At 60.9% G+C, this 20,028-nt stretch carries 16 protein-coding genes; 4 read left to right on the forward strand and 12 right to left on the reverse strand.

All coding sequences use genetic code 11. The features are described from left to right. Positions 1–381 precede the first annotated feature (381 nt). From J1G33_RS07730 to xerD, 5 genes are all read right to left on the reverse strand, one after another. The gene (locus J1G33_RS07730) at positions 382–3,951 is read right to left on the reverse strand and encodes a transporter substrate-binding domain-containing protein (protein WP_223017892.1); all 3,570 of its coding nucleotides are present in this window, start codon (positions 3,949–3,951) and stop codon (positions 382–384) included. 129 nt (positions 3,952–4,080) lie between these two features. Then, positions 4,081–5,490 carry a threonine synthase gene (thrC, locus tag J1G33_RS07735; protein WP_032879637.1) on the reverse strand — a complete coding sequence of 470 codons (1,410 nt, stop codon included), beginning with the start codon at positions 5,488–5,490 and terminating at the stop codon, positions 4,081–4,083. Positions 5,491–5,557: 67 nt separating this feature from the next. Further along, entirely contained in the window at positions 5,558–6,862 is a 1,305-nt protein-coding gene (locus tag J1G33_RS07740) for a homoserine dehydrogenase (protein WP_005791086.1), read from the reverse strand. 128 nt (positions 6,863–6,990) lie between these two features. Beyond that, a complete protein-coding gene (locus J1G33_RS07745) occupies positions 6,991–7,722 on the reverse strand; it encodes a thioredoxin fold domain-containing protein (protein WP_005791088.1) in 732 nt (243 codons plus the stop codon). Between the two features lie 148 nt (positions 7,723–7,870). Continuing rightward, the gene (gene xerD, locus J1G33_RS07750) at positions 7,871–8,767 is read right to left on the reverse strand and encodes a site-specific tyrosine recombinase XerD (protein ID WP_078822235.1); all 897 of its coding nucleotides are present in this window, start codon (positions 8,765–8,767) and stop codon (positions 7,871–7,873) included. A gap of 107 nt (positions 8,768–8,874) precedes the next feature. Between xerD and J1G33_RS07755 the strand changes: the two genes are divergently transcribed. Continuing rightward, on the forward strand, positions 8,875–10,683 hold the full coding sequence (locus tag J1G33_RS07755; RefSeq protein ID WP_223017893.1) for a sodium:proton antiporter: 1,809 nt from the start codon (positions 8,875–8,877) through the stop codon (positions 10,681–10,683). On the opposite strand, the gene J1G33_RS07760 is transcribed toward J1G33_RS07755, so the two are convergent. The 6 genes from J1G33_RS07760 to ffh all read right to left on the reverse strand — a co-directional run bounded on the left by J1G33_RS07760 (position 10,684) and on the right by ffh (position 14,751). Continuing rightward, entirely contained in the window at positions 10,684–11,097 is a 414-nt protein-coding gene (locus J1G33_RS07760; protein WP_005791095.1) for an acyl-CoA thioesterase, read from the reverse strand. 81 nt (positions 11,098–11,178) lie between these two features. Next, complete coding sequence (gene rplS / locus J1G33_RS07765) at positions 11,179–11,529, reverse strand: 50S ribosomal protein L19 (protein ID WP_003175895.1); 351 nt, start codon at positions 11,527–11,529, stop codon at positions 11,179–11,181. A gap of 45 nt (positions 11,530–11,574) precedes the next feature. Next, entirely contained in the window at positions 11,575–12,348 is a 774-nt protein-coding gene (trmD, locus tag J1G33_RS07770; RefSeq protein ID WP_223017894.1) for a tRNA (guanosine(37)-N1)-methyltransferase TrmD, read from the reverse strand. Continuing rightward, positions 12,330–12,866, reverse strand: coding sequence for a ribosome maturation factor RimM (rimM, locus tag J1G33_RS07775; protein WP_003175898.1), 537 nt, complete (start codon positions 12,864–12,866; stop codon positions 12,330–12,332). The genes trmD and rimM overlap by 19 nt, the downstream gene beginning before the upstream one ends. Before the next feature lie 5 nt (positions 12,867–12,871). After that, entirely contained in the window at positions 12,872–13,123 is a 252-nt protein-coding gene (rpsP, locus tag J1G33_RS07780) for a 30S ribosomal protein S16 (RefSeq protein WP_003175899.1), read from the reverse strand. A gap of 251 nt (positions 13,124–13,374) precedes the next feature. Beyond that, complete coding sequence (ffh, locus tag J1G33_RS07785) at positions 13,375–14,751, reverse strand: signal recognition particle protein (RefSeq protein ID WP_017139724.1); 1,377 nt, start codon at positions 14,749–14,751, stop codon at positions 13,375–13,377. 241 nt (positions 14,752–14,992) lie between these two features. On the opposite strand from ffh, the gene ccsA reads away from it, so the two are divergent. The 3 genes from ccsA to J1G33_RS07800 all read left to right on the forward strand — a co-directional run bounded on the left by ccsA (position 14,993) and on the right by J1G33_RS07800 (position 18,723). Further along, positions 14,993–15,796 (forward strand): cytochrome c biogenesis protein CcsA, encoded by an 804-nt coding sequence (gene ccsA / locus J1G33_RS07790; RefSeq protein WP_177327411.1) that lies wholly within the window; start codon positions 14,993–14,995, stop codon positions 15,794–15,796. A 12-nt stretch (positions 15,797–15,808) separates the two neighbouring features. Further along, on the forward strand, positions 15,809–17,047 hold the full coding sequence (locus tag J1G33_RS07795; protein ID WP_005791125.1) for a transporter associated domain-containing protein: 1,239 nt from the start codon (positions 15,809–15,811) through the stop codon (positions 17,045–17,047). 365 nt (positions 17,048–17,412) lie between these two features. Then, positions 17,413–18,723 (forward strand): MFS transporter, encoded by a 1,311-nt coding sequence (locus J1G33_RS07800; protein WP_005791128.1) that lies wholly within the window; start codon positions 17,413–17,415, stop codon positions 18,721–18,723. A 95-nt stretch (positions 18,724–18,818) separates the two neighbouring features. Here the strand turns inward: J1G33_RS07800 and purT are convergent, their stop codons facing one another. After that, positions 18,819–20,000 carry a formate-dependent phosphoribosylglycinamide formyltransferase gene (gene purT / locus J1G33_RS07805; RefSeq protein ID WP_068967660.1) on the reverse strand — a complete coding sequence of 394 codons (1,182 nt, stop codon included), beginning with the start codon at positions 19,998–20,000 and terminating at the stop codon, positions 18,819–18,821. Positions 20,001–20,028: the final 28 nt, after the last annotated feature.

Here is a 20,028-nt window from a genome sequence, read left to right on the forward strand (position 1 = left end):
CATAAGACGCGAAGCGTCCCATAGGACGTGTCCGAAATGCTGTCGAGCGGAGCGCACAACTTGGTTGACGCCACCGCTAACCACGATGCGAAGCAAGCCGATCTTGATCTTGACCTGCTTTTGATCTCAGGCGCCCCGTCAAACCACGCTGGCCGGAATTCGACAGGGATTTGGGGGGTAAACCGGCAGGGATGCCGGTTTAGCCGCCCCGCGCCATGGATGGCGCGTGGCGGCGGCCCCCCAAATCCATGGCGGATTACGGGCACACCGAGCCGGGCAAGCCCCCTCCCACATTTGGGACCAATACCATCAGTTAGATACTCATCTGCTGCCAAGCCGTCACGGGAGCAAATCTCCTCCCACATTGCATCGCGTCAGCTATCAGTCCAGATAAGGCTGCAGATCGCGACGAAACACCTTCAACACCTCAGACAACCTCAACCACGGCTCCTCAAGCTCAGCCCCACGCTGCTCCCGCGCGCATTGCTCAAGCGCCACACAAGCCTTGGCCAACGGCAACGCATCCACCAGCGAACAAATACCCTTGAGCCGATGCAGCGCCGCATTCAAGCGCGCAACATCACGCTCGGCCAATGCGCCGGCCAATACCTCATGCTCGTGATCCAGGCTTTTTGCCAGTTCTTGCAACATGCTATGCAGCACAGGCCCGTCAGCCTGGGTCATGGTACGCAGGGCCTGGATATCAAACGAACGCTGCGGCGCCACCCGCGCCAGCACGCGCGTCCAATCCTCCAGAGTCACCGGTTTGACCAGCAGCTCATCCATACCCGCGTCCTCGCAGCGTCTTTGTTCATCTTTCATCGCGTTCGCCGTGCAACCGATCAACGCACAACGGGGCCGTTGTTCTTCGGTTTCGATACGCCGGACCGCCTCGCTCAAGGCATAGCCAGACATACCCGGCATCTGGCAATCGGTCACCAGCACGTCGAAACGCTGCTCGCGCCATCGCTGCAAAGCGGCCTCGGCCGAATCCAGGGCGATCACCTGATGCCCCAGGAACTGTAACTGCTGCGCCAGCACCAAGCGGTTGGCCGCCAAATCATCCACCACCAGCACCGACAGGCTACGCCCCGCTGGGGGCAACGCTGGCGCTGGCGTGGCCGGCACATCGTCGGTGCTGACCCGATCAAGGCGCAGGTCGATGCACACCTCGGTGCCCTCACCCACCACGCTTGCCAAGTGAATGCGACCGCCCATCAACTCCACCAATTGCTTGCAGATACTCAGGCCCAGCCCGGTGCCGCCATGTTCCGCCGCGGTCAATGCGCTCACTTGGGTAAACGGCTTGAACAACCTTGGCTGCTGTTCGGCGCTGATCCCCGGGCCGCTGTCTTCGACGCACAGGTGCAGGTATTCGGTATCAGACTCATCCCGCTGGCAGGTGACGCTGAGCCGCACCCCGCCCTGCTCGGTAAACTTCAGCGCATTACCCAGCAGGTTGTGCATCACTTGGCGTAAACGCAGCGGATCGAACCAGTAATAGCCCTTGGCCGCAGGATCAAACGCCAGGGTCAAATGCAGGCCCTTTTTTTGCGCCGTGGCTTCGAACAGACGCTGGATGCCTTCGAAAAAACCCTTCAACTCGGTGGTTTGCGGAACCAGTTGCAGGTGACCGGCCTCGATCTTGGCCAGGTCCAGGCTGTCGCCCATCAGCGCGATCAGCTCGCGCGCCGAACGATGGGCCACCTGTAATGCTTCAGAGACGGGCTGGCCGCTTGCCAGGCAGCGTTCCTGCTCCAGCTCGAGCAAACCGATGATGGCGGTCATGGGTGTGCGAATTTCATGACTTAGCGCAGAAAGAAATGCACTTTTGGCGTAGTTCGCTTCGTCGGCAGCCTGGCGGGCATCCATCAGTTGGTGCTCCAGGTCTTTGCGTTCGTTGATATCGATCCAGCCGCCCAGCAGCCCCTGCAAGCGGCCCTGTGCATCGAAGAACGGAACCGTCCACTGGTAAACGTGAAAGCTGCCGCCGTTGAACTCCAGCTCGCGATCGACAAACAACGACTGTTGCGTGGCCAGTTGTTCCATATGGCCGGCGTGCAGGCGCGCCGCCGTGGCCTCGGGCATTACCCCACTTTCCAGCAGCGTCAGCCCCTGAATCAGCTCAAGCCGGGTCGCCAGTTGCTGTTCATAGCTTTTGTTGCAGGTCACCAGCCGCCCGGCCAGGTCGCGCACAAACAGCGGGTTGGGCATGCCGTCGAGTAACGCACGTTTGAACGCCAATTGGTCATTGAGCCGCTGCTCGGCCTCCAGCCGCTGGCGAATCTGACGCTTGAGCCGGCTGTTCCACACCAGCGATACCAGCACAAACAGCAGCGCCGTGGCCACCATCCAATACGCCCAGGGCGGCACCCGTTGCCAGGCCGGTAGGGGGATCGCCACAGCGCCGATCCAGCGCAGGCGCAGTGCGCTCAACTCGGCCACCGGCAAGGCTTCCAGGGCCTTGTTCAGGATACTCAGCAGCTCAGGCTGGTCCTTGCGTACCGACAAGCAATTGGATGACCACTTGCCGTCGACACTGCGGCCAATACGCAAGCCTTCCTGGGAGTAACTCTGGACCTCCACCTCAGTCTGCAACGTGGCAGCGGCCTCGCCCCGTTGCACCAGTTCGCGGGCCTGGGCGTAATTGTCCACCAGGCGCAGCTTGATCTGCGGGTGCATCTGGCGGATGTAACTCTCCAGCACATGGCGCGCCGGCAGCGCCAGGACCTTGCCTTCCAACTGCTTCAACCCAGTCAGCGGCGTGGCATCGGCGCGTTCGACGAACACCCAGCCGGAGCCGCCAAAGCCATGACTGAAGTCGAGCAGCGCCCTGCGCTCCTGATTCGACGCCAGGGTGGTGTTCATCTGCGCCCTGCCGGTTTCCAGCCATTCCAGGGTTTGCGCGGTGGAGTGCACCTCTTCGAAGACAAACTGCAAACCGGTCATGCGCGAAATGCGGTGCAGCAGGTCGACATTCAAACCCACCCAGTGACCGTCCTTGTCCTTGAATATGTAAGGTGACATCTGCTGCGCCACCACCACGACATGGGGATGCTGCAACAGCCAGGTGCGCTCCGAGGCCGACAATTCAACGCGCTCACCCCTGAAGCCGACACCGAGCCCTGTGGTCCAGCGGCCCAGGATCTCCCGCTGCACCGACTCGTCAATGCTCGCCAAGGCGCGGTTCATCATCGCCCCCAGCAATTGGTCGGCCTGGCGGGTGGCGAAAGCAAAGCCGATGGGCGCCAGCCGGCTTTGTTCCTTGATCTGCAACCCCAGGTAAGGCCGCAGCGATTTGTAGGCCCGCACAATCACTTCATTGCCGATAAACGCATCGGCATCACCTTGCTTGAGCGCCTCCAGGCCGCTGTAGAGGTTGGGCGCGAGCATGATGTGGCTATCGGGGTAGGCCGCCTGCACGTTGTGCACATTGGCGTAGCCATCGAGCAATACGACTTTCTTGCCCGCCAGGTCGTCCTCTTGAAGCTCATCGCGACGCAGCACCACCACTGACCGATCGGGCATGTAGTCCTGGGTGAACTGCAAGCCGGGCACATCGCGCTCATAGCCGTTGGCGCTGGTCAGGATATCGATGGCTCCACTGCGCAGCGCCTCGACCGCCTGGGCCCGCTCGGCAAAGCCCAGCACCTGCATCGGCACCTGCAAGCGCGCGCCGACCAGGCTCAGGTAATCGGCACTGATACCCTGGTAGCGGTTGCGGTCGCGGGTGATATCGATCGGCTGATAGTCATCAATGGAAATACCCACCTTCAACGTCCGATGCGTCGCCAGCCACTGCTGCTCTGCGGGCGCCAGGGGCAAAGGCTCAAGCGGGATAAACGCCGGCACCAGCTTGAAAGGCAGGCTGACGGCCGCCAGGCTTACCGGTAGTTGGGTAAGCCACAGCATGCACATCAGCCGCACTGTCCATTGAATCAAAACCTGCACCGATTTGGCTTCCTTGATTGGGCGAAGGAACAAGTATGGCTCGCCAAAATAAAAAAGCCCGTCACGAGGACGGGCTTGGCCGACTGCAAAAAAGCTAACTGCCGGATGTAATCTGATCAACCGCGGGCATCAGAGCGGCTTGCCACGATTGCCATGCTGGCTGACAAACGCCTGCACCGCCTTCAGGTCGTTAGCCAGCACGGTGCAGCGCTCTTCACGCTCGAACAGGTCGGCCAGGTGCTCCGGCAATTCCAGTGCCTTGCCAACACCGGCCTTCTCCACCGCTTCGGGGAATTTGACCGGGTGCGCGGTACCCAGGATCACCATCGGAATATCCAGGCTACGGCGGCATTCGCGCGCAGCCTTCACGCCGATAGCCGTGTGGGGGTCGAGCACTTCGCCGGTCTGGGCATAGACCTCGGCAATGGTTTCGCACGTCTGCGCATCATCCACGGCCAGGGAGTCGAACAGCTTGCGGGTTTCGGTCCAGCGCTCTTGCTCGACGCTGAAACCGCCACCCTGCTTGAAGCTGCTCATCAACTCGGCCAGCGCCGCGCCATTGCGACCGTGCATGTCGAACAGCAAGCGTTCGAAGTTAGACGACACCATGATGTCCATGGATGGCGACAGGGTGGCGTGCAGGGTTTCCTTGACGTACTGGTTGCCGCTCATAAAGCGGTGCAGGATGTCATTGCGGTTGGTAGCAACGATCAACTGATTGATCGGCAGGCCCATGTTGCGTGCCAGATAACCGGCGAAGATGTCGCCGAAGTTGCCGGTCGGCACCGAGAACGACACCGAACGCGCCGGGCCGCCCAGCTGCAGGGAGGCGTGGAAGTAGTAGACGATCTGGGCCATGATCCGCGCCCAGTTGATCGAGTTCACCGCCACCAGGCGTGTGCCCTTGAGGAAGCTCTGGTCAGCGAAGCTGTTCTTGACCATTTCCTGGCAGTCATCGAAGTTGCCTTCGATGGCGATGTTGTGGATGTTCTCACCGAAGATGGTGGTCATCTGGCGACGTTGCACCTCCGACACGCGCTTGTGCGGGTGCAGGATGAAGATGTCGACGTTTTCGCAGTGCTTGCACCCTTCGATGGCAGCCGAACCGGTGTCACCGGAGGTGGCGCCGATGATCACCACGCGCTCGCCGCGCTTTTCCAGCACGTAGTCCAGCAGGCGCCCCAGCAGTTGCAGGGCGAAGTCCTTGAACGCCAGGGTCGGGCCGTGGAACAGCTCCAGCACCCACTCGTTGCCGTTCAGCTGGCGCAAAGGCGCGATGGCGCTGTGGGCAAACACGCCGTACGTCTCTTCCAGGATCTTCTTGAAGTCCGCATCCGGAATGCTGCCGGTGACGAACGGGCGCATTACCCGGAACGCCAGCTCGTAGTACGGCAGGCCGGCCCAGGAAGCGATTTCTTCCTGGGTGAAGCGTGGCAGGTTTTCCGGCACGTACAGGCCGCCGTCGGTGGCAAGGCCTGCCAGCAGGACGTCTTCGAAATTCAGGGCCGGTGCCTGGCCGCGGGTGCTGATGTAACGCATGACTGGCTCCTCTAAAACATTCTCGAACAGAGGCCGCCGAAGGTGCGGGGCCCCTGGAACAAATCGGTTAGTTCAAGTGCTCGACGCGAATGCGCACCACCGGGCCGACCACACCTTGCAGGGCTTCGAGGGCGTGGATGGCATCGTTGATATGCTGCTCGAGCACGCGATGGGTCAGCAGGATCATCGGCACCTGGCCGTTTTGCTCCTCGACTTCCTTCTGCATGATCGATTCGATGTTGATACCGCGCTCCGACAGAATGCTGGCGACCTGGGCCAGCACGCCCGGATGGTCCTGGGCCTGGATGCGCAGGTAGTAGGCGCTTTCGCAGGCTTCGATCGGCAGGATCGGGTGGGCCGACAGCGAGTCCGGCTGGAAGGCCAGGTGCGGTACGCGGTTTTCCGGGTCGCTGGTCATAGCGCGGACCACGTCCACCAGGTCGGCGATCACCGACGAGGCGGTCGGCTCCATGCCGGCGCCGGCGCCGTAGAACAGGGTGGAGCCGGCGGCGTCGCCGTTGACCATCACCGCATTCATCACGCCATTGACGTTGGCGATCAGGCGGTCGGCCGGGATCAGCGTCGGGTGCACACGCAACTCGATGCCTGCCGGGGTGCTGCGCGCCACGCCCAGGTGCTTGATGCGGTAGCCCAGGGCTTCGGCGTAGTTCACGTCGGCAGTGGTCAGCTTGGTGATGCCTTCGGTGTAGGCCTTGTCGAACTGCAGCGGGATACCAAAGGCAATGGAGGCCAGGATGGTCAGCTTGTGCGCTGCGTCGATGCCTTCCACGTCAAAGGTCGGGTCGGCCTCGGCGTAACCCAGGGCCTGGGCTTCGGCCAGTACGTCTTCGAAGGTACGGCCTTTCTCGCGCATTTCGGTGAGGATGAAGTTACCGGTGCCGTTGATGATGCCGGCCACCCAGTTGATGCGGTTGGCAGACAGGCCCTCACGGATCGCCTTGATCACCGGGATACCGCCGGCCACCGCGGCTTCGAACGCCACGATCACGCCCTTCTCGCGAGCCTTGGCGAAGATCTCGTTGCCGTGCACGGCGATCAGCGCCTTGTTGGCGGTGACCACGTGCTTGCCGTGCTCGATGGCCTTGAGCACCAGCTCGCGGGCCACGGTGTAGCCGCCTACCAGCTCGATGACGATATCGATCTCAGGGTTGGTGGCCACGGCGAATACATCGTTGGTAATCGCAATACCGGTCGTTTCGAACTGAGGCTTTGGCGAACGCGTGGCAATTTGCGCCACTTCAATCCCGCGACCTGCGCGGCGGGAAATTTCTTCAGCGTTACGCTGAAGTACGTTGAAGGTACCGCCACCGACGGTCCCTAACCCACAGATGCCTACTTTGACCGGTTTCACTGAAGAACTCCCCATGAAACGGCCGACGCTAGGTCGGCCGTGAAAACAGCCGCACAACTGCGGCTCTCAATTAATGACCCGTCGACAGTTCGGCGGGTCATGATCGTCAAAGGCTCGACGATTAATGCTTACTTGGCACCCAGTGCCAGTTTGGCAACTTGCGGCGCCGGCTGGTAGCCCGGAATCACCTGGCCGTCGGCCAAAACGATGGCCGGTGTACCGTTCACACCAATGGACTGGCCCAGGGCGAACTGCTTGGAAACCGGGTTGGCGCATTTGGCCGATTTGATTTCCTTGCCGTCGACCATCTTGTCCATGGCGGCCTTCTTGTCGGCCGAGCACCATACGGCTTGCAACTGCTCGTCACCCGGCGAACCCAGGCCCTGGCGCGGGAACGCTACATAGCGCACTTCCACACCCAGCTTGTTCAGTGCCGGTATCTCGGCGTGCAGCTTGTGGCAGTACGGGCAGGTGGTGTCGGTGAACACGGTGATGTGGGTCTTGGTTTCGCCGATGGCGGGGTAAACCACGGTTTCAGCCACCGGGATGCCGTTGATCAGCTTTGACACGCCCAGGCGCTCGGCCTTCTCGGTCAGGTTGACCGGCTTGCCGTCCTTGAGCTGGAACAGGTAGCCCTGCACGATGTACTGCCCATCGGCACTGGCGTACAGCACACGGCTGCCTTTGAGCTTGACTTCATACAGGCCGGCCATGGGGCTGGCGCTGATGCTTTCGATCGGGGTGTCGAGCGCCAGGTTGGCCAGGCTCTTGCGAATGGTCTGCTCGGCCGCATCATCGGCGACAGCAAAGGTGGAAACCAACGCAATGGCTGCGGCGGCAATAATCTGGGTCAAGCGCATGGGAACTCCTGAAGGCAGAGGCAGGGACGGGAGCAGAATACTGATCTGGAACACAACGGGTGCCGTCCCCTTTGCGAACCGGCAAAGCCTACCACAGTTGGGCGGGAGGGCAGACCGCGACAAGTGAAATGGGCCATTTCTGACGTTTTTATCCGCGCGGGTGATGCTTGGCGTGCATATCCTGCAAACGTGCGCGTGCCACATGGGTGTAGATCTGGGTTGTGGATAAGTCGCTGTGCCCGAGCAGCATCTGTACCACACGCAAATCGGCACCATGGTTGAGCAAATGGGTAGCGAATGCATGGCGCAAGGTGTGGGGCGACAGGGCCTTGCCGATTCCAGCCACTTTGGCCTGGTGCTTGATGCGGTGCCAGAAGGTCTGGCGGGTCATCTGCTCGCCGCGCAGGCTGGGAAACAGCACATCACTGGGGCGCCCACCGAGCAATTCGTGGCGCGCATCGCGCATGTAGCGCTCGACCCACACAATCGCCTCCTCGCCCATGGGCACCAGCCGCTCCTTGCTGCCCTTGCCCATCACACGCAATACGCCCTGGCGCAGGTTGACCTGCTCCAGCGTCAGGCTGATCAGTTCGGTCACGCGCAGGCCGCAGGCGTAGAGCACTTCCAGCATGGCGCGATCACGTTGGCCGATGGCTTCGCTGAGATCCGGCGCAGCCAGCAAAGCCTCCACGTCAGCTTCCGACAAAGACTTAGGAAGAGGCCTGCCTAATTGCGGCATATCGACTTGTAGAGTTGGATCGGTCGCGATGAGCTTTTCCCTCAACAGGTAGCGATAAAAGCCACGCACGCCGGAGAGAAACCGTGCGGTGGAGCGCGGCTTGTAGTTCTGCTCCAGGCGCCAGGCCAGGTGATCGAGGATCAGCTCGCGCCCGGCGTTGATCAGCTCAAGGTTTTTTTCCTGCAACCAGCCATTGAACAGGGCCAGATCACTGCGGTAGGCCTGGCGCGTGTTATCCGAGAGGCCTTTTTCCAGCCAGAGGGCGTCGAGGAAACGGTCGATCAAAGGGTGGTCGATGGCGGGCATGGGCACTCAAAGCGGCGCAGCATGGGGGCTGTGCGAATTATTTAGTGAACTGTGACAAGGGCCGCTAGTCTTTCATAGCCCGCTACTTCAAGGAACAGGAAGCTTCAATGAATGAACAACAGATTTTGCTGGCCTTTGGTGGTATTGGAGTAGCGGCGCTGGGCTGCCAATGGCTGGCCTGGCGGCTCAAGTTGCCGGCGATCCTGTTTCTGTTATTGACGGGTATTTTGGCAGGGCCTGTACTGGGCTGGCTCGACCCGCAGGAGATGTTCGGCCCTCTGTTAATGCCGTTGGTGTCCCTGGCCGTGGCGTTGATCCTGTTCGAAGGCAGCCTGACCCTGCACCTTTCGGAGTGGAAGGAAATCGGCAGCGTGGTGCATCGCCTGGTCACGGTTGGTGCCCTGTCGACCTGGGCAGTGATCACCCTGGCCACTCACTGGCTGTTGGGCTTTGACTGGATGCTCGCGCTGCTGTTCGGCACGCTGACCCTGGTGACCGGGCCAACCGTGATCGTGCCGATGCTGCGCGTGGTACGCCCCAAAGCCTCCATCGCCAATATCCTGCGCTGGGAAGGCATCGTCATCGACCCGATCGGCGCGCTGCTGGCGGTAGTGGTCTACAGCTTCATTATTGCCCGGGCTTCGGGCGACGGCTTGAGCCATAGCCTGCTGACCTTTGGCGGCGTCATCCTCTGCGGTAGCCTGTTCGGGATCGCCGGCGGCTGGGTACTGGGGCAGATCATGCGCCGCCAGTGGTTGCCGGAATACCTGCATAACTTGGCGACGCTGGCGGGTGTGCTGGGCATCTTCATTGCCGCCAACCAGGTGATGCATGAGTCCGGCCTGCTGGCGGTCACGCTGATGGGCATGTGGATGGCGAACATGAAGGGTGTGGATGTAAGACACATCCTGCACTTCAAGGAAAACCTCAGTGTGCTGCTGATTTCCGGGCTGTTCATCCTGCTGGCGGCGCGCCTGGACCTGAATGCCTTGATCGCCCTGGGGCCATTCGTGCTGATTCTGCTGGTGATCATCCAGTTTATTGCACGCCCACTGAACGTAGCGCTCTCAACCTTTGGCTCCGGACTCAACTGGCGCGAGCGCGCGCTGCTGGCCTGGATCGCACCACGGGGGATTGTGGCGGCGGCGGTGTCGGCGATCTTTGCGATTCGCCTGGATGAGGCAGGGCATGAAGGCGCGTTATTGCTGGTGCCGCTGACCTTCGCGGTGATCATCGGCACCGTGGTGCTGCAAAGCGCCACGGCACGCCCCTTGGCGCGCCTGCTGAAAGTCGCCGAGCCTGCGCCCAGCGGTTTCCTGATCGTCGGCGCGAACGGCCCGGCGCGGGCACTCGGCAAGGCGTTGCAACAATTGGGCAGCCGCGTGTTGTTGACGGATTCCAGCTGGGAAAATATCCGCGCCAGTCGCATGGAAGGCCTGCCGACCTACTTCGGCAACCCCGCCTCCCAACATGCCGAGTCCCATCTGGATCTGGTCGGCCTGGGGCATTTGCTTGCGCTCTCCCCGTCCGGCGAGCTGAACGCCTTGGCGACCATGCGTTTTCGCCATGATTTCGGCCATCGCCTGTTCGCCCTGGCCAGCAGCCAGGAAAGCCGCCGCACCGACAAACACAAGGCCAGCCACGAACACCGCGGCCACCTGCTGGGCAGCCAACCCCTGAGCTATACCAAACTGACCAGCCTGTTGGGCCAGGGCGCCGAACTGTATAGCACCAACCTCACCGACGGCTTTGGCTGGGAGCAGTACCAGGCGTTGCACGGGGAGCGCACCACCTTGCTGTTTGCCCGGGACACCAGCGGCTGGGTGCATGTGGTCACGCCCGAGAGCAGCTTGAAGCCGGCGGCCGGCTGGACCCTGCTGGCGGTGATTCAGCCGGAGAACGGCAGCGCCACGTAATCAGTCGGCAAACCCAGGCAGTACCGGTACAGGGCGTTTGTCCGCGTCAATCGCGACAAAGCTGAACACGCCCTGGATCGCCTTTTCACGGCCATCAGCGCTCATGCTCTCGACAAACACTTCCACTTCAACCTTGAGGCTGGTGTTGCCGACTTTGATCACTCGGCCGATCAGCTCAACGATGGAGCCGGCCGGGATTGCGTGATTGAAGTCGATACGGTCGGTGGAGACCGTCACCAAAGGCAAGCGACAGAAGCGCGTGGCGGCGATGAACGACACTTCGTCCATCCATGCCAAGGCGGTGCCGCCGAACAGGGTGTTGTGGTGGTTGGTGGTAGGCGGGAACACGGCCTTGGTCACGCGGGTGACGGACAGGTCGGTGCGGCGCTGGATTTCTTCGAGACGGGTGGTCATGGTCAATACCGGCAAATGGACAAATTTCAGACACAAAAAAGCAGCCCGTAGGCTGCTTTTTTCTGCATCGGGAAGCTGGACTTAAGCCAGTTTTTCCTTGATGCGAGCTGCTTTACCGGACAGGTCACGCAGGTAGTACAGCTTGGCTTTACGTACGTCACCGCGACGCTTGACGGCCATGCTGTCGATCTGCGGGCTGTAGGTCTGGAAAGTACGCTCTACGCCAACACCGTTGGAGATTTTACGAACAGTGAAAGCACTGTTCACACCACGGTTACGCTTGGCGATTACCACGCCTTCGAACGCTTGCAGACGCGAACGGTCGCCTTCCTTCACTTTCACCTGAACGACAATGGTGTCGCCCGGGGCAAAGGTAGGGATCTCTTTGGTCATCTGCTCTGCTTCGAGTGCAAGGATGATTTTGTTAGTCATGCTGTGCTCCTAAGGTAAGTCAATGGACCTACCATCGATACGTTGTTAACTATCGTCCCGCGCGAGGATGTATTCCTCGAGCAGCTTCTTCTCTTCTCCAGAAAGCGAGCGGCTTTCCAGAAGATCGGCGCGTCGTTCATAGGTCCGACCAAGGGACTGCTGTAAACGCCAACGCCGGATGTGTGCGTGATTGCCACTTAGCAATACGTCGGGAACACGCTGATCCGCATACACCTCCGGTCGGGTGTAGTGCGGGCAATCCAGCAAACCATCCGTGAAGGAATCCTCCTCCGCAGAGTCCACATGCCCTAAAGCTCCAGGCAGCAGTCGTGTAACCGCATCTATCAGGACCATTGCCGGCAGCTCGCCGCCAGACAATACATAGTCCCCAATCGACCACTCTTCATCGACATGAGCTTCAATAAAACGCTCGTCAATGCCTTCATAGCGACCGGCAATCAGGATCAAACTTTCCTCATTCGCCAGTTCGCGTACCGCCGCCTGTTTCAGCTGACGGCCTTGAGGGGACAGGTAAATTACCTTCGCCCTCTCCCCGGCGGCTGCCTTGGCCTGAACCAATGCATCTTCCAGGGGCTTGATCTTCATCACCATGCCCGGGCCACCGCCAAATGGGCGATCGTCCACAGTGTGATGTCGATCCGTCGTGTAGTCTCGCGGGTTCCAACAGGTGAGCTGCAACAGCCCCTGTTTCACCGCCCGACTGGTGATGCCGTACTCGCTGATGGCGGAAAACATCTCGGGAAACAAACTGATCACTTCAATGCGCAAATTAGCCACGCTTAGAAGTCCGCGTCCCATTCCACCTTCATCTCGCCCGCTGCCAGGTCGACGGCCAACACGCATTGCTCGGTATAGGGCAACAGGCGTTCGCGATCATCCAGGCTGCCAGCGCAAGGCTTGACCACCATTACATCATTGGCGCCGGTTTCCAGAAGATGATCGATTTTCCCCAGCAATTGCCCGAGTTGATCAATAACCTTCAGACCTTCCAGCTGGTACCAGTAGTACTCGCCGTCGGTCAATTCAGGGAACAGGTTGCGCGGCACGCAGATCTCGTAACCGGCCAGAAGACGAGCTTCTTCACGATCATCAAGACCCTTGAGCTTTGCGACCAGGAACTTGTCGCTCCCGCGTCCACTGACCAGCTCGACCTGTTTCACACTCCCTTCGCGCTTGAGCGTCCAGGTTTTGTACTGCAACAGGTTTTCAGTCGGATCAGTAAAGGAATACACCTTCACTTCGCCGCGAACGCCATGAACAGAATAAATCTTGCCGATAACGATCAAATCATCAGCAACAGCTGGCGTCGCGTTCATATTGCTCAGGCTGCGGCCTTAGCCGAGTCCTTCAACAGTTTTGCAACGCGCTCGGATGGCTGTGCGCCAACGCTCAGCCAGTAGGCTACGCGCTCTTGGTTCACGGACAGACGAACTTCTTGACCACGAGCAACAGGGTTGAAGAAACCAACCTGTTCCTTGTGCGAACCGTCACGCGGGTTGCGGCTGTCGGTTACGGTCAAGTGGTAAAACGGGCGCTTTTTGGAGCCGCCAAGGGCAAGACGGATTGTTAGCATGTGAACATCGTTCCTGTAGTCGGTGCTGCAAATCTAAATGCACAGCGGGCATAGGTGCCCGAAAGGCCGCATATTCTAAGGAATATCCGGACTTTTGCAAATGTCTTTTTCTGGCGCCTATCAGCGTGCCATTCAGATCTGCTATAGAGCCGTCGGTTAAAACGGCGAGTCAGCCCCCGCCAACGGCGGGTTTGCTGGAGATCCCACATCCCTGTGGGTCGGAGCAGGAGCCGGGCTCCCGCTCGAATACTTTACATTTTCGGCATGCCGCCGCCGGGCAACATACCGCCCATGCCGCGCATCATCTTGGCCATTCCGCCTTTGGCGGAGAATTTCTTCATCATCTTCTGCATCTGCTTGTGCTGCTTGATCAAGCGACCGATGTCCTGCACCTGGGTGCCGGAACCCATGGCGATCCGGCGTTTGCGCGAACCGCTGATCAGCTCAGGGTCGCGGCGCTCGGCCGGGGTCATGGAGTTGATGATGGCTTCCATCTGCTTGAACTGCTTCTCTGCCGCGCCCTGGGCATTGCCCATTTGCGCCAGGTTCACACCGCCGATGTTGGGCAGCTTGTCCATCAGGCCGCCGAGGCCGCCCATGTTCTTCATCTGTTGCAACTGGTCACGGAAGTCTTCGAGGTCGAAGCCCTTGCCCTTCTTCAGCTTCTTGGCCAGCTTGTCGGCCTTGTCCTTGTCGAGCGTGGCTTCGGCCTGTTCGATCAGGCTGAGCACGTCACCCATGCCGAGGATACGCGAGGCGATACGCTCAGGGTGGAACGGCTCGAGCGCGTCGCTCTTCTCGCCCATACCGATGAACTTGATCGGCTTGCCAGTAATGGCACGTACCGACAGCGCGGCACCGCCGCGTGCGTCGCCGTCGACCTTGGTAAGGATCACGCCGGTCAGCGGCAGCGCATCACCAAAGGCCTTGGCGGTGTTGGCCGCATCCTGGCCGGTCATGGCATCGACTACGAACAAGGTTTCGACCGGGTTGATCGCGGCATGCAGCGCCTTGATCTCGCCCATCATCTCTTCGTCGATGTGCAGGCGACCGGCGGTATCGACGATGACTACGTCGATGAACTTGAGCTTGGCTTCTTTAATAGCCGCGTTGGCGATGTCGACCGGCTTCTGGCTCAGGTCGGACGGGAAGAAGGTCACGCCTACTTCGCCAGCGAGCATTTCCAACTGCTTGATGGCCGCCGGACGGTACACGTCGGCCGACACCACCATCACGGATTTCTTCTTGCGCTCTTTAAGGAAGCGCGCCAGCTTGCCGGCGGTGGTGGTCTTACCCGCGCCTTGCAGGCCGGCCATCAATACGACGGCTGGCGGCACGGCGCTCAGGTTCAAGTCTTCGTTGGCCGCGCCCATCAGGCTTTCGAGTTCGGCCTGGACGACCTTCACGAAGGCCTGGCCCGGGGTCAGGCTGCGGGACACTTCGGTGCCGACCGCGCGCTCTTTGACCGAGTTGACGAAATCCTTCACCACCGGCAAGGCCACGTCGGCTTCCAGCAACGCCATGCGCACTTCACGCAGGGTGTCTTTAATATTGTCCTCGGTCAGCTTGGCCTTGCCGGTAACGTGGCGCAGCGTCTGCGAGAGACGGTCAGTCAAGTTTTCAAACATGCGCGATCCTTTCAGGCCCTACTCATCGAAATGCAGGTAGACCGAGGTAATGGCGGCCCAGGCTGTGGTCAATCGCTATTAAAAACAGCGCTCGCCGAGCCTGCGGCGTGGGCAGGTCGCGGATTATAGCGAAGACTGCGCCCATGCACACCCGCTGTCTGGCCCGGGAGTCTTTCTTGCAACGCAGGTGTGTGCCAAACTCAACGCCTTTCGGGCTTGCCTACCAGGATTTATGCTCCCCTTGTCACCCAGTTTGCTACCCAGCCTCGCCGCCGCCATTCTGTATGCCGCTGCGACTCTCTATCAGGGCACTCGTCTGGCCCAAGGCGCCAAAGCGGACAAACGTCTGCTCGTCGGCCTTGGCGTGCTGGCCCTGCTGGCCCATGCCGCCAGCCTGTTCACTCACCTGATGACGCCGGTGGGCCTGGGCCTGGACTTTTTCAGCGCCGCCAGCCTGATCGCCGCGGCCGTCATCGCACTGACACTGCTGGCCTGCTACCGCATTCCCGTCGAGAACCTGCTGGTGCTGCTATACCCCTTGGGCGTGCTGACGGTATTGCTGGCGCAGTTCACGCCCACCGGCACCGTACAGGTGATTGACGAAGAGCCGGGTATCCTTGCCCATATCCTGTTGTCGATCCTCGCCTACGGCATGTTCACCATTGCGGTGTTCCAGGCCCTGCTCCTGTTGCTGCAGGATCACCAGCTCAAGCACAAGCACCCCTCAGGGCTGATCAAGAACTTCCCGCCGCTGCAAACCATGGAAAGCCTGCTGTTCGGATTCCTGTGGGCCGGTTGGACCCTGCTGTCGCTGTCGCTGATTTCCGGCTGGCTGTTCGTCGAGAACCTGTTCGCCCAGCACCTGGTGCACAAGACCCTGCTGGCGTGCCTGGCCTGGGTGGTGTTCAGCGTGCTGCTGTGGGGCCGCAACCGCCTCGGCTGGCGTGGGCACAAGGCAATACGCTGGACCCTGGCCGGGTTCTGCCTGCTGATGCTGGCCTATTTCGGCAGCAAGCTGGTTCGCGAATACATCCTGCATATCTGACGGGCAGCGATCATGGATAACTTGCCTTTGGAGCCGATGCTCGCCGTCATTGCCTTGCTGATTTTATGGGCGGCGCTGTTTACCGCCATCGAAGCAGCACAACAGCATCTGTTGGCCCTGCGCCCCGGCACCCGCCAGGGCGATAAGGCTGCCGCACGCCTGAGCTTCCCGCGCCATAGCCTGATTCTGTGCAACAGCCTGTGCCGCGCCGCCGTGGTGATCCTTTGCACGCTGCTGGCAATCTATGCCTGGGCGCAGAACGGCCCATGGCTGGGTTGGCTGATCTCTTGTGCACTGCTGCTGATTCTCGCCGACTACCTGCCTCGCATCCTGGCCACCCGCCATCCGCAAGCGGTGTTGGGTTTCGGTAACGCCCTGCTGGGCGTGCCGCTGAAAATCCTCTACCCGCTGGCCTGGCTGCTCAACGGCATCAGCCTGTTGCTGCTGCGCCCGTTCGCGCGCAAGTCCGGTGTGGTGAAAAACAGCGATGAGCCGCTGCCGGACCATGACGACCAAGCCCCGCCTGAGGCCGACGAGGACCGCGCGCCCGGTATGCCCGGCATCCACGCGCTGGATAACATCACCGTCAACGACATCCTGGTGCCCCGCAGTGAAGTGGACGGCATCAACCTGGATGACTCGATCGACGAGATCATCGAGCAGCTGCGCAGTTCCCAACGCACGCGCCTGCCGGTGTTCCACAGTGATATCAACCAGGTCGAAGCGGTGCTCAACACGCGCCAGGTCCAGCACCTGCTCCCCGACGCCAGCCTGACCAAAGAGGCGCTGCTCGCTGCCTGTCACGAACCCTATTTCGTTCCGGAAAGCACTCCGTTGCAGCTGCAACTGCTGAATTTTCACAAGCAGCAACGGCGCCTGGGCATGGTGGTGGACGAATACGGCGAAGTGCTGGGCATCGTTACCCTGGAAGATATCCTGGAAGAAATCGTCGGCGAGTTCGAAAGCGATCAGGCTGTGGATAACCCCCACATCGAGGCCCAGCCCGATGGCCGCTACATCATTGACGGCGCCGCTTCGATCCGCGAACTGAACAAAAGCCTGGGCTGGCACCTGCCCAGCGACGGCCCCAAGACCCTCAACGGCCTGGTGACCGAAGCGCTGGAAACCATCCCCGATTGCGCGGTGTGCCTGAAGATCGGCCGCTATCGCCTGGAAATCCTCGAAACCGAGGACAACCGGGTGAGCAAGGTGTTGATCTGGCATACCAGCCATGTGCCCGTGGCCGCCTGACCTCAGCAGGCTCAACCCGGTCAATGTGGGAGCTGGCTTGCCTGCGATGCAGGCGACTCGGTCCTTCAGTTGAACCGAGGTGATGCTATCGCAGGCAAGCCAGCTCCCACATTGATCCAGTTCCAGGCCATAGATCCTCACCAGCCCCTTGTTGGATCCTTAGCCCCCTTCCTATAATCCATCCGGCTTACCCAAGCCCCGCCCGACCGCGTGCTACCCGCACTCAGCGTGTCCAGGCACCGCTTTATCATGTCCGACCGGTGTTTGCTCCCATCCCGAGCCGCCCCGCGCACAACCCTGATCCATGGGTGTTCGACCAATAATAATCCGCGTCCAAACGCGCAATGACCGTCAGGGATACTGCCATGAGCACCACTTACCAAGAGGCTGCGACCGCCGCCCCGACCAATTCGACCGCCCGCGTCGCCACGGCGAGCATCGTCGGCACCGCCATCGAGTTCTACGACTTCTATATCTACGCCACGGCTGCTGCGCTGGTGATCGGCCCGGTGTTCTTTCCCCAGAGCTCCGGTACGGCGCAGATGCTGGCGTCGTTCCTGACCTTTGGCATCGCCTTTATCGCCCGTCCGCTGGGCTCGGCGCTGTTCGGCCATTTCGGCGACCGTATCGGGCGCAAATCCACCCTGGTGGCCTCGCTGCTGTTGATGGGTGTGTGCACCACCTTGATCGGCTTGCTGCCCGGTTATGACAGCATCGGCGCCTGGGCACCGATTCTGTTGTGCGTATTGCGCTTCGGCCAGGGCCTGGGCCTTGGCGGGGAATGGGGCGGCGCGGCATTGCTGGCGACCGAGAACGCACCCAAAGGCAAGCGCGCCTGGTTCGGCATGTTCCCGCAACTGGGCCCGTCGATTGGCTTTCTGGCGGCCAACGGTTTATTCCTGATCCTGGCCATGAGCCTGAATGACGAGCAGTTCCGTAGCTGGGGCTGGCGTATTCCGTTCATTCTCAGCGCCGCACTGGTGATGGTGGGCCTGTATGCACGCCTGAAGCTGCATGAAACCCCAGTATTCGCCAACTCCGTAGCCAAGGAAGCACCGGTGAAGGTGCCACTGGTGGAACTGTTCAGCCAACATTGGCTGCCGGTGCTGCTGGGCGCTGCGTCGATGGTGGTGTGCTACGCGCTGTTCTACATCACCACGGCGTTTTCCCTGAGCTACGGCGTTTCCACACTGGGCTACAGCCGCGAGACGTTCCTCGGCTTACTGTGCTTTGCCGTGCTGTTCATGGGCTTGGCGACGCCGCTGGCAGCGCTGGCCAGTGATCGTTATGGACGTAAGCCGGTGCTGATCGTTGGGGCGATCCTGGCGATTCTCTCGGGCTTTACCATGGAGCCGCTGCTGACCCACGGCTCGACCTGGGCCGTGGCGCTGTTCCTGGCGTTGGAGCTGTTTCTGATGGGTGTGACCTTCGCACCGATGGGTGCCCTGCTGCCGGAGTTGTTCCCGACGCGTGTGCGTTATACCGGTGCTTCGGCGGCGTATAACCTGGGTGGGATTGTCGGGGCGTCTGCAGCACCGTTCTTCGCGACCAAGCTGGTGGCGATGGGTGGGCTCAGTTATGTCGGTGGGTATGTGTCGGCGGCAGCGTTGCTGAGTTTGATTGCGGTGCTGTGCCTGAAAGAGACGCGGGATAATGATTTGAACAAGGTCGCCTGATAAACCGCTATCGGGAGCAAGCCCCCTCCCACATTCGACCGCATTCCAAAGGTTATACGCGGTTAAATGTGGGAGGGGGCTTGCTCCCGATGCTTTTAGAGCTCTACAACAACCGCTTGGGAGGCCCGGGTCGCCTTGGCACGAGCCGCTTCAATCGACTCATCCCGTGCCAACGCCACACCCATGCGGCGCTGGCCGTTGACCTCTGGCTTGCCAAACAGACGCAACGCCGTGTCCGGCTCGCTCAATGCAACGCCGAGGTTGGCAAACGCCGTCTGGGTCGACTGCCCTTCCACCAGGATCACCGCCGATGCCGAAGGCCCGAACTGACGGATCAACGGGATCGGCAAGCCCAGGATGGCGCGAGCGTGCAGCGCGAACTGCGACAGGTCCTGAGAAATCAGTGTGACCAAACCGGTGTCATGTGGGCGCGGCGACACTTCGCTGAACCACACCTGATCGCCCTTGATGAACAACTCCACACCAAACAGACCACGGCCGCCCAGGGCTTCGGTTACCGCCTTGGCAACGCGCTCGGATTCGGCCAGGGCGATCGGGCTCATGGCCTGTGGCTGCCAGGACTCCTGATAGTCGCCCTTCTCCTGACGATGGCCAACCGGCGCGCAGAAGGTGGTGCCGCCAATGTGGCGCACGGTCAGCAGAGTGATTTCGTAGTCGAAATCGATAAAGCCTTCGATGATGACTCGACCCTTACCGGCACGCCCGCCTTCCTGCGCGTAATCCCAGGCTTTCTGCACGTCATCAGTGCTGCGCAACAGGCTCTGGCCCTTGCCCGACGAACTCATCACCGGCTTGACCACGCAGGGGAAGCCCAGGTCCTGGACGGCCTTGCTGTAGTCTTCGAAGGTGTCGGCAAAGTGGTACGGCGAGGTCGGCAGGTCCAGTTCTTCGGCGGCCAGGCGACGGATGCCCTCACGGTTCATGGTCAACGACGTGGCGCGGGCGGTCGGGATAACCGTGAAGCCTTCAGCCTCCAGTTCCACCAGAGTGGCGGTGGCGATGGCTTCGATTTCCGGCACGATGAAGTGCGGCTTCTCCGCCTCGATGACTGCACGCAGCGCCGCACCGTCGAGCATGTTGATCACGTGGCTACGGTGCGCCACCTGCATCGCCGGCGCGTTGGCGTAGCGATCCACGGCGATCACTTCAACACCCAGGCGTTGCAGTTCGATCACCACTTCCTTGCCCAGCTCACCGCAGCCACACAGCAAAACGCGGGTCGCGGTTGGCGACAATGGAGTTCCGATTCGGGTCATCTCAGGTCCTCAGGGGAGCGGATCATGG

Source organism: Pseudomonas sp. P867, assembly GCF_019891455.1.
Taxonomy (GTDB): Bacteria; Pseudomonadota; Gammaproteobacteria; order Pseudomonadales; family Pseudomonadaceae; genus Aquipseudomonas; species Aquipseudomonas synxantha_A.